Origin of the sequence: Ostreibacterium oceani, from assembly GCF_009362845.1 — a bacterium.
Taxonomy (GTDB): Bacteria; Pseudomonadota; Gammaproteobacteria; order Cardiobacteriales; family Ostreibacteriaceae; genus Ostreibacterium; species Ostreibacterium oceani.
This window is the reverse complement of sequence record NZ_WHNW01000012.1, coordinates 45,758-59,055: the sequence shown is the minus strand read 5'-3', so window position 1 is coordinate 59,055 and position 13,298 is coordinate 45,758. Positions and strand designations below refer to the sequence as shown.

General features: G+C 45.3%; 9 protein-coding genes and 1 pseudogene. 6 read left to right on the top strand and 4 right to left on the bottom strand.

What is annotated here, in order from left to right:
• Nucleotides 1–108 (top strand): annotated as a pseudogene (locus GCU85_RS10485) (IS481 family transposase); the annotation flags it as partial.
• On the opposite strand, the gene GCU85_RS09015 reads toward GCU85_RS10485, so the two are convergent.
• The 3 genes from GCU85_RS09015 to tyrS form a co-directional block, all read right to left on the bottom strand.
• The gene (locus GCU85_RS09015) at nucleotides 105–1,109 is read right to left on the bottom strand and encodes a BspA family leucine-rich repeat surface protein (RefSeq protein ID WP_152810849.1); all 1,005 of its coding nucleotides are present in this window, start codon (nucleotides 1,107–1,109) and stop codon (nucleotides 105–107) included. The pseudogene GCU85_RS10485 and the gene GCU85_RS09015 sit on opposite strands and share 4 nt — an antisense overlap.
• Before the next feature lie 349 nt (nucleotides 1,110–1,458).
• On the bottom strand, nucleotides 1,459–2,571 hold the full coding sequence (locus tag GCU85_RS09010; RefSeq protein WP_152810848.1) for a BspA family leucine-rich repeat surface protein: 1,113 nt from the start codon (nucleotides 2,569–2,571) through the stop codon (nucleotides 1,459–1,461).
• A 1,203-nt stretch (nucleotides 2,572–3,774) separates the two neighbouring features.
• Nucleotides 3,775–4,968 (bottom strand): tyrosine--tRNA ligase, encoded by a 1,194-nt coding sequence (tyrS, locus tag GCU85_RS09005; RefSeq protein WP_152810847.1) that lies wholly within the window; start codon nucleotides 4,966–4,968, stop codon nucleotides 3,775–3,777.
• 78 nt (nucleotides 4,969–5,046) lie between these two features.
• Between tyrS and GCU85_RS10340 the strand changes: the two genes are divergently transcribed.
• Both GCU85_RS10340 and GCU85_RS08995 read left to right on the top strand, forming a co-directional pair.
• Nucleotides 5,047–6,957, top strand: coding sequence for a M23 family metallopeptidase (locus GCU85_RS10340; protein ID WP_152810846.1), 1,911 nt, complete (start codon nucleotides 5,047–5,049; stop codon nucleotides 6,955–6,957).
• A 5-nt stretch (nucleotides 6,958–6,962) separates the two neighbouring features.
• Nucleotides 6,963–8,162, top strand: coding sequence for an anhydro-N-acetylmuramic acid kinase (locus GCU85_RS08995; RefSeq protein ID WP_218110644.1), 1,200 nt, complete (start codon nucleotides 6,963–6,965; stop codon nucleotides 8,160–8,162).
• Between the two features lie 338 nt (nucleotides 8,163–8,500).
• Here the strand turns inward: GCU85_RS08995 and GCU85_RS08990 are convergent, their stop codons facing one another.
• Nucleotides 8,501–8,983 (bottom strand): invasion associated locus B family protein, encoded by a 483-nt coding sequence (locus tag GCU85_RS08990; RefSeq protein ID WP_152810845.1) that lies wholly within the window; start codon nucleotides 8,981–8,983, stop codon nucleotides 8,501–8,503.
• Between the two features lie 98 nt (nucleotides 8,984–9,081).
• Here GCU85_RS08990 and ttcA point away from each other — a divergent pair, with 98 nt between their 5' ends.
• The 3 genes from ttcA to GCU85_RS10200 all read left to right on the top strand — a co-directional run bounded on the left by ttcA (nucleotide 9,082) and on the right by GCU85_RS10200 (nucleotide 13,274).
• Nucleotides 9,082–10,020 (top strand): tRNA 2-thiocytidine(32) synthetase TtcA, encoded by a 939-nt coding sequence (gene ttcA, locus GCU85_RS08985; RefSeq protein WP_152810844.1) that lies wholly within the window; start codon nucleotides 9,082–9,084, stop codon nucleotides 10,018–10,020.
• A gap of 132 nt (nucleotides 10,021–10,152) precedes the next feature.
• Nucleotides 10,153–11,400 carry a PilT/PilU family type 4a pilus ATPase gene (locus GCU85_RS08980; protein WP_152810843.1) on the top strand — a complete coding sequence of 416 codons (1,248 nt, stop codon included), beginning with the start codon at nucleotides 10,153–10,155 and terminating at the stop codon, nucleotides 11,398–11,400.
• Nucleotides 11,401–11,456: 56 nt separating this feature from the next.
• Nucleotides 11,457–13,274, top strand: coding sequence for an LTA synthase family protein (locus GCU85_RS10200; protein WP_218110643.1), 1,818 nt, complete (start codon nucleotides 11,457–11,459; stop codon nucleotides 13,272–13,274).
• The last annotated feature ends 24 nt before the right edge of the window (nucleotides 13,275–13,298 follow it).

Sequence of the window (13,298 nt, the reverse complement as noted above, 5' to 3'; positions counted from 1 at the left end):
TTGGAATTAAATCGATTCATCAATTTTTACAATACTGTCAAACCGCACAAAAGTTTGAACAACGCAACACCTTATGAGATACTTAGTCACTACTTTGAGTTAACCTAACTGTAAACAACGCGAGGATTTCTTACACCTAAGTCTTGGTTAAAATCTACTGCATCCAAAAACATGAACTCCATATTCGTCACACTACTGGTATCCCAATCACCCAAGTCTTGGTTGAAGCTGGATGCGCTGGTAAACATAAAATCCATATTCGTCACACTACTGGTATCCCAATCGCCAATGTCTTGGTTAAAGCTGGATGCGCCGCCAAACATAGTCCCCATATCCGTCACACTACTGGTATCCCAATTACCAACATCTCCGTTAAAATTGGCTGCTTGTTGAAATATACCTTCCATATTCGTCACATTGCTGACATCCCAATCGCCAATGTCTTGGTTAAAATTTAATGCGTTGGAAAACATAGCTTCCATATTTGTCACACTGCTGGTATCCCAATCACCAATGTCTTGGTTAAAATTGGGTGCGCCGCTAAACATACTCTGCATATTCGTCACACTGCTGACATCCCAATCCCAGTTGGCGCCAGCTCCGGTCATCGCCGGAGTATTTACAAACATGCCTGTTAAATCAGTGACGGCTGATAAATCAGGGGTGTCTGTCGCAGTCACCTGTAGATTAAGTGCACTCAAAAAAGCGGCCTCCATGGATTGCCATGCAATCGTGCCCCACTGAGAGACTGTGCGGATTTGCGTCCTTTGTGGCGGTTGACCGCTAATAAAAATACGCGGAAAAGCACCCGTGATTTCGACACGATAATCGGTATTTACCGTCAATCCCGTAATGGTGGGATTCCCCGTTTGGGCCGTTAGTGTGCCATTGTTCGCCGCATTACCAACCTCTTCCCAATACAGCGTGTAATTATAACCTGTACCCGTGGTCGGGATGATAATCGAGGTTTGTGCCTCAGTGTTCCATGTGGTGATGAAATTATCTGTAGACCCTACCGTAATCTGTGCCTGTGCTAGCTTGCCTACCGTCAATAACAATACAACCACTGACCATTTAACGAATACGTGCTTTATTTTGTTCTTTCTCATGTCCTTTTACTTTTTTTAACCTTTTGTTTAACTCGATTAGCTACTGACACGCCAAATAAGTCTCTCGCAACGCATCTCTCGCTACACATTTTTTTAAATCAATGGCAACCAATGATGGCAACTAGTGACGCAAAAAACGCCCTGCAATTAACAACCCACTAGCAGCTTGTAATCAAAACATAATCACTCACCATGAGACATTATGTCTATCACATATTAGCAAAAAATAACCACAGCAGCGACTTGATTCACCGCTTAATTGATTACCATTTGTTAATATTTCCCTTGGCTACTAAAATTTCCTGCTAAATTTTCTGCTAAGCGAAGTTTTGCTTAATACTCGCTAATGTTAATAGCTATTGCTGCGTCTACGAGCAACCCCAGCAATTCCCATCACACCAAACACCGTCATTAACAGCGCCCACCAAGATACCGTCGGAATCGCTGCAGCATTGCCAGTAGTATTGGTCGGTATAACGCAGGTCGCATCCAGTGTATCGCCAGTAATATTCCAACCCTTAGCTATCAAGGCATCACGCGCGGCTTCTGCTCCAGTACCATACTGCAATGGTGATACGCTACTTAAGGCTAGATTATCAGGGGTATTTGCGTTAGCGGCCCAGCCAATTAATGTTAGCGAGTAGTTGCCACAATCAAGCCCTGAGTTAAATAGCATAAGACTAGTCGATGTCACACTGCTTAAATCCCAATCGCCTAAGTCTTGGTTAAAATCTAATGCATCCAAAAATATGAACTCCATATTCGTCACACTACTGGTATCCCAATCGCCAATGTCTTGGTTAAAATTTAATGCGTTGGAAAACATAGCTTCCATATTTGTCACACTGCTGGTATCCCAATCACCCAAGTCTTGGTTAAAACTGACAGCACTTTGAAACATTAACTGCATATTCGTCACACTGCTGACATCCCAATCCCAGTTGGCGCCAGCTCCGGTCATCGCCTGAGTATTTACAAACATGCCTGTTAAATCAGTGACGGCTGATAAATCAGGGGTGTCTGTCGCAGTCACCTGTAAATTACTTGTTCCTGAAAAAGCGCTTACCATGGATTGCCATGCAATCGTGCCCCACTGAGAGACTGTGCGGATTTGCGTCCTTTGTGGCGGTTGAGAGCTAATAAAAATACGCGGAAAAGCGCCCGTGATTTCGACACGATAATCGGTATTTACCGTCAATCCCGTAATGGTGGGATTCCCCGTTTGGGCCGTTAGTGTGCCATTGTTCGCCGCATTACCAACCTCTTCCCAATACAGCGTGAAATTATAACCCGTACCCGTGGTCGGGATGATAAGCGAGGTTTGTGCCTCAGTGTTCCATGTGGTGATGAAATTATCCGTAGACCCTACCGTAATCTGTGCCTGTGCTAGCTTGCCTACCGTCAATAACAACACAACCACTGACCATTTAACGAATACGTGCTTTATTTTGCTCTTTATCATGTTTTTTACCTTTTTTAACTTTTTGTTTAACTCGATTAGCTACTGATACGCCAAATAAGTCTCTCGCAACGCATCTCTCGCTACACATTTTTTTAAATCAATGGCAACCAACACCCTGCAACCAACACATCGCCCTGTAATTAACAACCCACTAGCAGCTTGTAATTAAAATTAATTATTTTCTCTACTACATTATACCAGAAAAATATGTAATTAAAATGCTGAATTGAAAACGTTAATTGAAGGGTTGTGGTTTTTTGCTGATTGGTTATCACTATCGTTACATGATACGCCCAGTATTTATTGACTCTTTTGGGTTCATTGAGGTAGTGGACAAAAAAAGACAACGGAAAAAATGCGCGTATCGCTAGATTAAATGAGCCCAGTAAATTCAGGAGCAACGAAGCTTTGCAAAAGATTAGTGATAATCAGACGAAAAGACGAAAAAGCGGCATACGCTAAAATTAGCTCAAGATTTATCAGTCGATTTACCTAATATCTTAGGCAAGGTGTAATAGTAATGACTTAATCTGACATTTCAATTAAACTATATGTAAGATTTCTTCTCTTCTGTTTTTTGGGATATCAATGGTATTTATTTTATAGAAAAAAAATGGATAACTATTTTTTCCAGCAGCTATGCTTATTTTTTATATATCCCTTGGGACGTTGTCGCTGATTTAAAAATAATAAAAAAGGAGAAACGATGGGGCAACGGAAAGCTGTACTATATTTCTGTTGATTTGAAAAAACATCCCACATCAGTTAATTTAAAACGTTATAGCTTGAAATTGGATAAAAATGCTGGCGATAAGATACGGCTGCTCGACTTTTATGCAAGTACTGATGACGCAGGGGATCCTTTGTGTATTGAAAGCGCTACTAGAATGAGGAACTTTAATGAGATGCAATTTCCCATTAAATCAAACCAGAGAAATGGCGACTAATCGTCACCGTCACGCAATCCATGTGACGGTTTTTGATTTGTGAAGTTAATTAATTGGGTGATAACGGATTATTGACCCTGTCATTGGCGCTGTCCGTGCCAAGCCATTTGTATCCGTTTACCATAGCGTTTGAGGAAGCAAAATGATCTGCTCAACAAAAAGCGGAGTCCTTTTAACGAAATATTAGAGGACTTCGATTATGAAACCAAGACGTCATTATACAACAGAATTTAAATCAGAAGCGATCAAGCCGGCATTACAGCAAAACAACCTGCGCAATTCGCCGTTTACCGACTTGGATAATGGCGTCAAAGCCTTTGTCTAGTTGTAAATCCGAGTTGTCGATTTTTTCGCCATCAATTTTAACCGCCCCTTGCTGAATCATGCGCATGCCTTCGGAAGTCGTGTTGACCAGCCCTGCGGTTTTTAGGACGTTAGCGATTTTAGTCGGGTTATCGATGCGGATGGTTTTTTTCTCAATATCGCTGGGCAGCTGGCCTTTTTGGAAACGTTCGATAAAATTATCGCGTGCGCGGGTGGCGGCGGATTTATCGTGAAAGCGTTCAATCAACTCTACGGCGAGTTCAAATTTGATATCGCGGGGATTTTTGCCGTCGGCTGCGGCTTGTTTTAAATGGGCAATGTCGGTCAGCGATTTAAACGACAATAGCTCAAAATAACGCCACATCAGCGCATCGGAGATAGACATGATTTTGCCAAACATCTCATCAGGTGCGTCAAAAATGCCGATATAGTTATTCAGCGATTTGGACATTTTCTGCACCCCGTCTAGGCCTTCTAAAATCGGCATGGTCAGGATGCATTGCTGTGGCTGACCGTAGGCTTTTTGTAATTCGCGGCCAACGAGCAGGTTAAACTTTTGATCTGTGCCGCCCAGTTCGATATCGGCGCGCATCGCAACCGAGTCATAGCCCTGAACCAACGGGTACAAAAACTCATGGATGGCAATGGACTGACCAGACTTGTAGCGGTTATTGAAGTCCTCTCGTTCTAGCATCCTTGCAACACTGTATTGGGCGGATAACCGAATCATGTCCGATGCGGTCATTTTGCTCATCCATGTCGAATTAAACAACACGGTGGTTTTATCTGGGTCTAGAATCTTAAAAATCTGCTGTTGGTAGGTTTTGGCGTTGTCGTTGATTTTTTCGGGTGATAGTGGCGGACGAGTGGCGCTTTTGCCCGTTGGGTCGCCAATGCTTGCGGTAAAATCGCCAATTAAGAATAAAATCTCATGCCCTAATTCCTGAAATTGGCGTAATTTGTTAATCACGACGGTATGCCCCAAATGTAGGTCGGGTGAGGTGGGGTCCATGCCAAGTTTGATACGCAGCGGTCGGTCTTCTTGTAACTTGCTGATTAACTCTGCCTCAGGTAGGCAATCTTCTGCTCCACGTTTTAGGAGTTTTAAGGTATCATTTACGCCCATCTCGTATTTAGTCCTATTTAGTAAGTGCAACAATTGACGTTTATCACACGGTTAGTATTAATTTGCTGCGTTATTTGGGTGAATATTCCCCCCAAAGCTATCGCGCAATCTGAATTGCAGTCAGCGCCTCAGCCCGAGTCTCAATCTGAGGGGCAATCTGAGGGGCAACCTACACCGCAATCTGAATTGAATCAGTCCGACATTATATATGAATTTGTCGAATTCACCCAAAAAAGCAACCAAACATTAACAGCAGCGCTTGAGAATACGCCAATCGCCGCTGCCGACAAAGCAATGATTGCCAAGTTGCCATTGATTACCAAGATTGATACCGAGCGGCATTTTCGCTTGGCATATCGTGCCGACAAATCAGCCGATAAATCAGCCGACAAATCAGGCGATATCCCTGCCAAGCAATCCAGCACACTGACTAAGGCATTGCAAGAAATCCGTGTGACCCGCGGTAACCGCATGATTAATTTTTTGGTGACAGAGGTGCAGGGAGCGCGCGTCGCCAAAAGCCACCCCAGTCAATTGCCCAGTAAATTACCTAATCAGGATGAAATAGACCGCCGCGTTGCCGTGCAGGGAGGAGAACAAAACACGACAACGCTATCTTTGGCGAATGTCGAAGCAAACAGTGAAGAACGCGTTGAAGAAAACGTTGAAGAAACCGCTGAGGCGAGAGCGGATAAAAGTCCAGCGAGTAGCGAAAAAACGCTGTTACGCGCCGCAGGACAATGGAAAAAATTAGCGTTCATACAGAAAAAAGGTGAGCCCTTAGATGTCGCGTGTAACAAGGCTAACCTCAGCGCCCAAGAGCTGCAATTAATTCAATCAGCACCGATTATTCCAGACGCCAAAAGTGACCGCGAATTTGCCCTGATTTTTGAGGCAGAAGCAAACCAGCGTCAGGTCAGAGGCATTAGCGTTAAACGTGGGGCACTGCGGGCTGACTTTTATCGACCTTCTGCCAATCAATTATTGAGTTTATCTAGCCTAGAAAAAACCCTGCAAACGCAGTTAAAGCGCGCATTTGACAATGCCGCGTTACTTGAGTCTTCGTTACAGGCTGCTTCGCCAGCGGCCCCGCAACAAGCATCGGAATCGCTAGCCAGTCTAGGCCAGCCAACCGTGCAAAGAACACAAAGCGCACCAAGCACAACAAGCGCACCAAGCACCAATCGAGATAATGCCGCCTTGCCGCGTACCGCGACACAAGGTGATTTGTTGATGCTGAGCTTTTCGCAAAAACCAGGTCAGCGTATCCTAGACGCGGCTAAAACCATTTCGCTGTCAAATCTGCAGCGTCAGTTAGTGGCTGAAATTCCTGTGATGAAAGCCGCCAAATCGCCTCGTCAGTTTTACCTATTATTTAAACGCGATGGCGCTAACCAGTATTTACGAGCAGTTCGCGTTGTACGTGATAATCGCCATGCGGAGTTTGTGCTTATTAAACATACAGGGAAATGGTTTTGGGCAAATCGCGAAGGCAAAATCAGTGTCGATGAAAAATTTCTGCGATACCCGCTGAGTTATCAGCGTATTTCTTCGCATTTTAGTATGCGTCGCCGCCACCCGGTGACTAAAAGAATTCGTCCGCACTTAGGGACAGACTTTAAAGCGTCAACGGGGACGCCTGTTTGGTCGCCTGCAAACGGCGTGGTGACTTTTGCAGGGCGGCAAAGTGGCTATGGCAAATTAATTGAAATCGACCACAAAAATGGATATAAAACCCGCTACGCCCACTTATCGAAAATACTGGTGAAAAAAGGTAGCACAGTCAAACAGCGACAAACGATTGGTAAAGTCGGCAATACAGGCATCTCCACAGGGCCACATTTGCATTATGAGGTCATTGTGAGCGGCAAGCACCGTAACCCACTAACGGTGTCTTTACCCGGTGGTGCCAAAGAGGATTCATTGGCTGAAGCGCGCGCATTGGCGCGGCAATATCTGCCGACCTTGCGGCAATTGGCGAGGCAATAAGCACCGTGTCGTCAACACGAAGCATTTACTGGGTTGGGATGATGAGCGGCACCAGCTTAGACGGTGTTGATGCCGTAATTATGCAGGCCAACGATAGCGATTGGCAGGTCAAAGGCCATGTCAATGTGCCGTTTCCCACCGCGCTACGAAGCCAGCTCTATGCGCTTAACAGCTCACAGGAGAATGAACTTGATGTGGCCTGCCGTGCCGAAATTGCATTGACAACCTGTTATGCCAACGCGTATCAACGATTATTGGAGGCGGTAAAAATCAAACCCGAGGCAATTGCGGCGATTGGTGCACATGGACAAACCATACGCCATGCAATCGATGCCGAAACGCCTTATACACTGCAACTATTGGACGGTGCGCGATTGAGCTATCTAACAAAGCAAACAGTCGTGTGTGATTTTCGCCGCAAAGATGTCGCAGCAGGGGGGCAGGGTGCGCCGCTGGCACCTTATTTTCATCAAGCGTTGTTTGGGCACAGGCTAACTGGTGATGAACCAATGCAATCTGCGGCAGCAATGGTTAATATTGGTGGGATTAGCAATATCAGTATATTCAGTATCAACACCGAAAACGCCACCGCCGCCAACTTCGCCTCGCCATTAGGGTTGCCATTAGGATTTGATGCAGGGCCTGGTAATGCGCTAATGGATGACTGGATTGCACTTCATCAGGGGAAAACTTACGACCATGATGGCGAATGGGCAAGCCAGGGACAGGTTTTGCCAGAATTGCTGGCACGTTGTTTGTCAGACGATTATTTCAGTCGCCCGCCACCAAAAAGCACAGGACGAGATTATTTTCACTTAGATTGGCTCACGACCTATTTGCAAGGTAACGAAGCACCAGTCGATGTTATGCGGACGTTGGCGCGGTTGACGGCACAAAGTATTGTTAATGCATTGTCTGATGCATTGCCAAGCGCATTGCCAGGCGCAACGGGTCAGCTAATTGCCAGTGGTGGCGGTGCTAAAAATCCGCTGTTGTTACAAGAATTATCGCATTGTTTGCAGTCGTGCGGCAGGCAAACGAAGGTAACAACCACGGCGGTGTTAGGGGTTGATGTGCAGCAGGTTGAGGCGGCTGGGTTTGCCATTTTAGCGTCAAAAACACTGTCGAGGCAGCCGATAGATACGCGTGAAATGACGGGCTCAGCGTCTCCTGTGCTGTTGGGTGCGGTGTATTTTTCGGATTAGCTGGATAGCTGTCTAGGCGGCTACTATTAACACCTAGTGGACGCTAGAATTAGACTAAGCAGGTTAAAGTAGCGCATGGTAAAGTAGCACGTGGTAAGGTAGCGCATGGTAGGGCAGCTTCACGATGCATGCCGAGCATAAAATAAGCCCGTATCAACACGGGTTTACTCAGCCCAAGCTGTTAGCTGTGCAGGATGTTATTGTGGGTTGTCACTTGATGAAGAGGCAAATGGAAGATGATACAAGCGACAATATTGACGGCAATAATTGGCTGCAATAATTGGCTGCAATATTGCCGCTAAGGCGCCTAAATGCGCCTAATACCTAGCCTATAATACCTACAATGCGCCTAGTGCCTTGGTGATACCAGAGAGCGAGCCAGTCAAGATGACTTCTTGGTTGACCAGTAGCATACCAATTTGGATTTCTTTGCCTCTTTTCATCGTCTCAACGGTTTCGGACTTTAGCGGAACAATCGCGTTACATCCTGCAGGGTCGCAGACTGTATAGGGAACTTGTGCAATCTCTTCGCGATCAACGGCAATGCCTAGCCCCGCCTGTAGATTAACACCCAACGGAACCTTGATAAAAGCGATTGGATCGGGTTGGCCGTCGATTTTACGAATAAAGAGATTGACGACTGGTTTTTGGTCGGCATCGTAAATCGTATGCGAAATGCCGCAGAACTGACGACCTTCGACGGTTTCGCATTTGCCTTCCCAGTCTCTGAACTGATCACCATCTTTTACCGCATAAGCGTTTGGAATAAAGCAAGCAAATGCTAGAATAGCAACTGAAAAGGCACGTTTTAGTTTTAACATATAGAGATTCTCCGTGTGTTGTGTGAGAAATTTAACCTATCATTCTAGGCATAATGACGATAAATATAAAGCATAATTTGGTAACGGTTCGGTGAAAAATGAGTAGTGTGAATAGTAAGAAATTGCAGAAACGTATTCGGCGCTTGACTGCGACGGCGATTGAGCAGTATCAGATGATAGCAGCAGGTGACAAAATCATGGTCTGTTTGTCGGGCGGCAAAGACTCTTATGCGATGCTGGATATGCTGATGAATCTACAGCGCAAGGCACCGGTTGATTTTGAACTGCTTGCCGTTAATCTCAATCAGGTGCAGCCTGGGTTCGATGAGACGATTTTACCCAGTTATCTAGCGCAACTGGGCGTGCCGTTTGATATTATTACCGAAGATACATACTCGATTGTAACGGATAAAATACCAGCAGGCAAGACGATGTGTAGCCTGTGTTCACGCTTGCGACGCGGCATTTTGTATACGTATGCCAAGGCCAATGGCGTAACAAAGATTGCGCTAGGCCATCACAAAGACGATATTTTGGAGACGTTTTTCTTGAATTTATTTTTTGGCGGTCGGCTAAAAACCATGCCGCCTAAGTTACGAAGTGACGATGGGCATCATGTGGTCATTCGGCCGTTAGCTTTAGTCGATGAGCAGGATTTAATTGCCTACGCTAAAGTCCGTGAATTTCCGATTATTCCATGCAATTTATGTGGTTCACAAGAAAACTTGCAACGCAAACACATCAAAGCTATGCTAACTAACTGGGAAAAAGAACACCCGAACCGAAAAAATAGTTTGTTTAGTGCACTGTCTAATGTCTCGCCATCGCATTTGTTGGATACGTCCTTGTTTGATTTTGGGCGCTTGACACGTCAGCAAACCGTTGACACGGAGTCGGCAATAAGTCATCGCTGGCTATTGCCTGAGCGTCATCAGACAGCGAGCACTGATGACGTTGATACGGTTGATATGGTTGATAAAGTTGAGCGCAGTACACGAGATAAAACCGAGCAGCCGATTGTGTTTCGGCCCACGTAAATCTAACGCAAGCCTATAAAAACCTAACGTAAATCCAATGGCGCCGCCTCTGCGAATGTGCTAACGGGTTGGTGAAAAATAGTTAAAAAACCAGCTAAAAATGAATAAACATCAAGTAATGGGAGAAATTTAATGGATATACAACAAGCAGAAGCCATATTAGACAAACTGGCTTTACTGATGAATGACAAAAACGGGTCGGATTTAATCATTACCTCAGACAACCACCCAGGGATTAAATTAAACGGTAAAGTGCAATATGTAGAGGGCATAAAGCCCAACGCCGAAGCAGTAGACATGATGGTTCGCGCTAAACTGTCGGATGCCATGTATCGCCAATTCAATGAGGATTTAGAAATTAACTTTATGATTGATTATCCAGGGCGTGCGCAGTTTAGAACGAATGTATTTAAGCAAAAAGACACGGTTGGCATGGTGTTGCGTCGTATTCCTATCGAGATTCCTACAATCGAATCGCTTAACCTGCCAGATTATTTAAAAGACTTGGCTAGCCTGAAGCGAGGCTTGGTCTTATTTACAGGCGGGACAGGCGTGGGTAAATCCACCTCGTTGGCCTCGATGATTGGTTATCGTAACCGTAATTTTTCAGATCATATTATTACCGTAGAAGACCCGATTGAATTTGTCCACCAAAGCAAAAAGTCGATTGTCTGTCAGCGTGAAATTGGTATTGATACCCACAGCTATGCACGAGCAATGAAAAGCGCACTGCGTCAAGCGCCAGATGTTTTGTTGGTCGGTGAAATTCGAGATATGGAAGTCATGGAACAAGCGATGACATTTGCCGAAACGGGGCATTTGGTCTTTGCGACGCTCCATGCCACCAGTGCGAAGCTCACTTTGGAACGCATTATTAACTTATTTCCTTTTGAACGCCGTGAAAAATTATTGCATGATTTGTCAGAATCGCTAAATGCCGTCGTTTGTCAGCGATTAATGCACCATGCGTCGGGTTCGGGTCGAGTGGCGGCGCTGGAGATCATGACTAATACGCCGCATATTCAAATGCTTATTTCTGAGGGCAAGCTAAGCGCTATCGAAGAAGCGATGGATAGAGCCAGTATGCGTGAAGGGGTGATTAATTTTGATAACTACATTTTAGATTTGCTCAAAGCAGAGAAAGTAACAGCAGAGGAAGCCCTGCTTTATGTCGATTCAGCGAATAATTTCAAGCAAAAACTGCGTGAACATGGCATGAATCATCTCATTGATGACGCGGCAAACAGTGCGTCAACACAGAGCTGGAGCTTAGAGAAGAGTGCCGAAGAAATCCGCGAAGAAGCGCGCCGACAAGAAGAAGCCGAAAAAGCCCAAGAGGGAGACGCGTTAGGCGGTATGGGGACATTTGTTCGTGAATAATAGTGGTCGCCTTTGTTTAAAATCGACTTGTTGAGGTGAAAATACGGATGTTACGGGTGGGTAAAAAAATAGCCATCAATGCCTTGTTGTTTTGGCCTGCCATTGCGCTACTCGGTGCGATGGCTTATCGTGCTTACAGTGTCGAAGGCATGTTAGGCGATTATACGCGCTGCCAAGGGTGCTTTGTCGAGTGGACACTTATCAGCGATGCCACGGTTGTAGCGGCTATTTTTACGCTGCTTTGGTTGTCTTTTTGGGCTAAACAGCGCGTGATTCGACTCAGTTTGCGAATGACTGCGCTCTTGGTGACACTCCTTTATTTAGCTGATATTGTGGCAATCAAGTTATTTAATAGTCGGTTGAATTCTTATGATATAAAAACCTATTTTGACCCGAGTACGGTTGTCGAATTTTTACACCTTGACACAAGGCTGTTGCTATTACTCTGTTTGATTATGGTGACGAGTGCCATCGTCCTAATATTATGGCAGCATTCGCATCGTGGATTGAAATACCTGACTGGCTTGCTAGCGATGATTAGTTGGGGCGCTTCGGCCATTCCGATCAAAGAAAGCTATGTGCACGATGTGTATTATCGCAATTTTATTTCTGTGAACTTAGATCACGGTAGCTCAAAATCGTACTCTACAGACTATATTGCTGCCTTAGATAGAAAATATCCAAACTCAGGCTGCACCAGCTGTGAGTTTTCCGATGCGACTCATCGCCCAAACGTGATTGTGTTGGTCGTTGAATCCTTGTCGATGTATCATAGCCAGCTATTTTCTGGTATCAATGACTGGACGCCGAATATTGATGCGATTGCGAAAGAAAACCGATACTTTACGAATTTTCATGCCAATACCTTTCGCAGTTCGCATGGGTTAATTGCGTTAGCCTCTGGGTACCCGACGATGGTGCCAATTAAACCGTTTCTTCAGCAAAAACCAGTCGAAGGCTACCGAAATATTGATTATACGCTACCAAAATTCTTATCTGCTGTAGGCTATGAAACGGCATTTTTAAAGGCAGGCGTGTTGTCATCGTCAGACAGTGATTTATTTGCCCAGAGCATGGGGTTTGATGTGATTGAAGGCTCGGAATACCCAGGCTACCAAGGGGCGGATAGGTATCAGTTTGATTCGGTGGAAGACTTGGTTTTTTATCGACGGGTTGTCGACTATGCGCAAACGGCACAAGCGCCTTACTTTGTCATGGCGGTGACGGTCACTAGCCACCTACCGTTTGTTGTGCCGAAAACACGAGAACTCGACCAAGAGAAAACAATGCGCTACGTTGATACGGCAGTCAAAACGCTATACGATGATTTGGTGAAAAATAATTTTTTTGAGGATGGTGTGCTGATTATCACGGCGGATCATCGTGCAATGACACCAATTTCTGCCGCAGAAATTGACCAGTTTGGTCTGGGTGCAGCGTCTCTAGTGCCGCTGATTGTTGTTGGTGGTGATTTTAGCTCAGGAGCGCAGACAGCATTGGTTCAGCAAAATGATTTGTTGAATAGCCTAGTGTCATGGCTAAGCCCAGATTGTGAGAAGCCTCATATGGGCAGCTTTCTACGTGAGCAACCGAAATCCGCGCAGTGCGTTTATCATAGCCGAGGCGACCGTCGTGATGCAATTAATGTGTTCTGTGGCCAAGAGTCAGGGGCGATAAAATTTGCGGGTGACGATACCCGTCTGGTTTCAGGGAGATTAACAGACGAGAGTGACATCATTGATTATGTGAATTTTCGACGGATTCAGTTGACGCGCCGCGCACAGGCCGAGGCATCAAGCGCTGAGGTATCAAACGTCGAGGCATCAAGCAAGGTAACAAGGCAAGCCACATTTGCCAATGAGATTTGTTTTTAGCTAGGTTCGTCTAATTCGCAGGTT

Bases quoted from the DNA above. Each gene is read 5' to 3' on its own strand.
- GCU85_RS09015 (WP_152810849.1), bottom strand. From the start codon at position 1,109: ATGAGAAAGAACAAAATAAAGCACGTATTCGTTAAATGGTCAGTGGTT.
- GCU85_RS09010 (WP_152810848.1), bottom strand. From the start codon at position 2,571: ATGATAAAGAGCAAAATAAAGCACGTATTCGTTAAATGGTCAGTGGTT.
- tyrS (WP_152810847.1), bottom strand. From the start codon at position 4,968: ATGGGCGTAAATGATACCTTAAAACTCCTAAAACGTGGAGCAGAAGAT.
- GCU85_RS08990 (WP_152810845.1), bottom strand. From the start codon at position 8,983: ATGTTAAAACTAAAACGTGCCTTTTCAGTTGCTATTCTAGCATTTGCT.
- ttcA (WP_152810844.1), top strand. From the start codon at position 9,082: ATGAGTAGTGTGAATAGTAAGAAATTGCAGAAACGTATTCGGCGCTTG.
- GCU85_RS08980 (WP_152810843.1), top strand. From the start codon at position 10,153: ATGGATATACAACAAGCAGAAGCCATATTAGACAAACTGGCTTTACTG.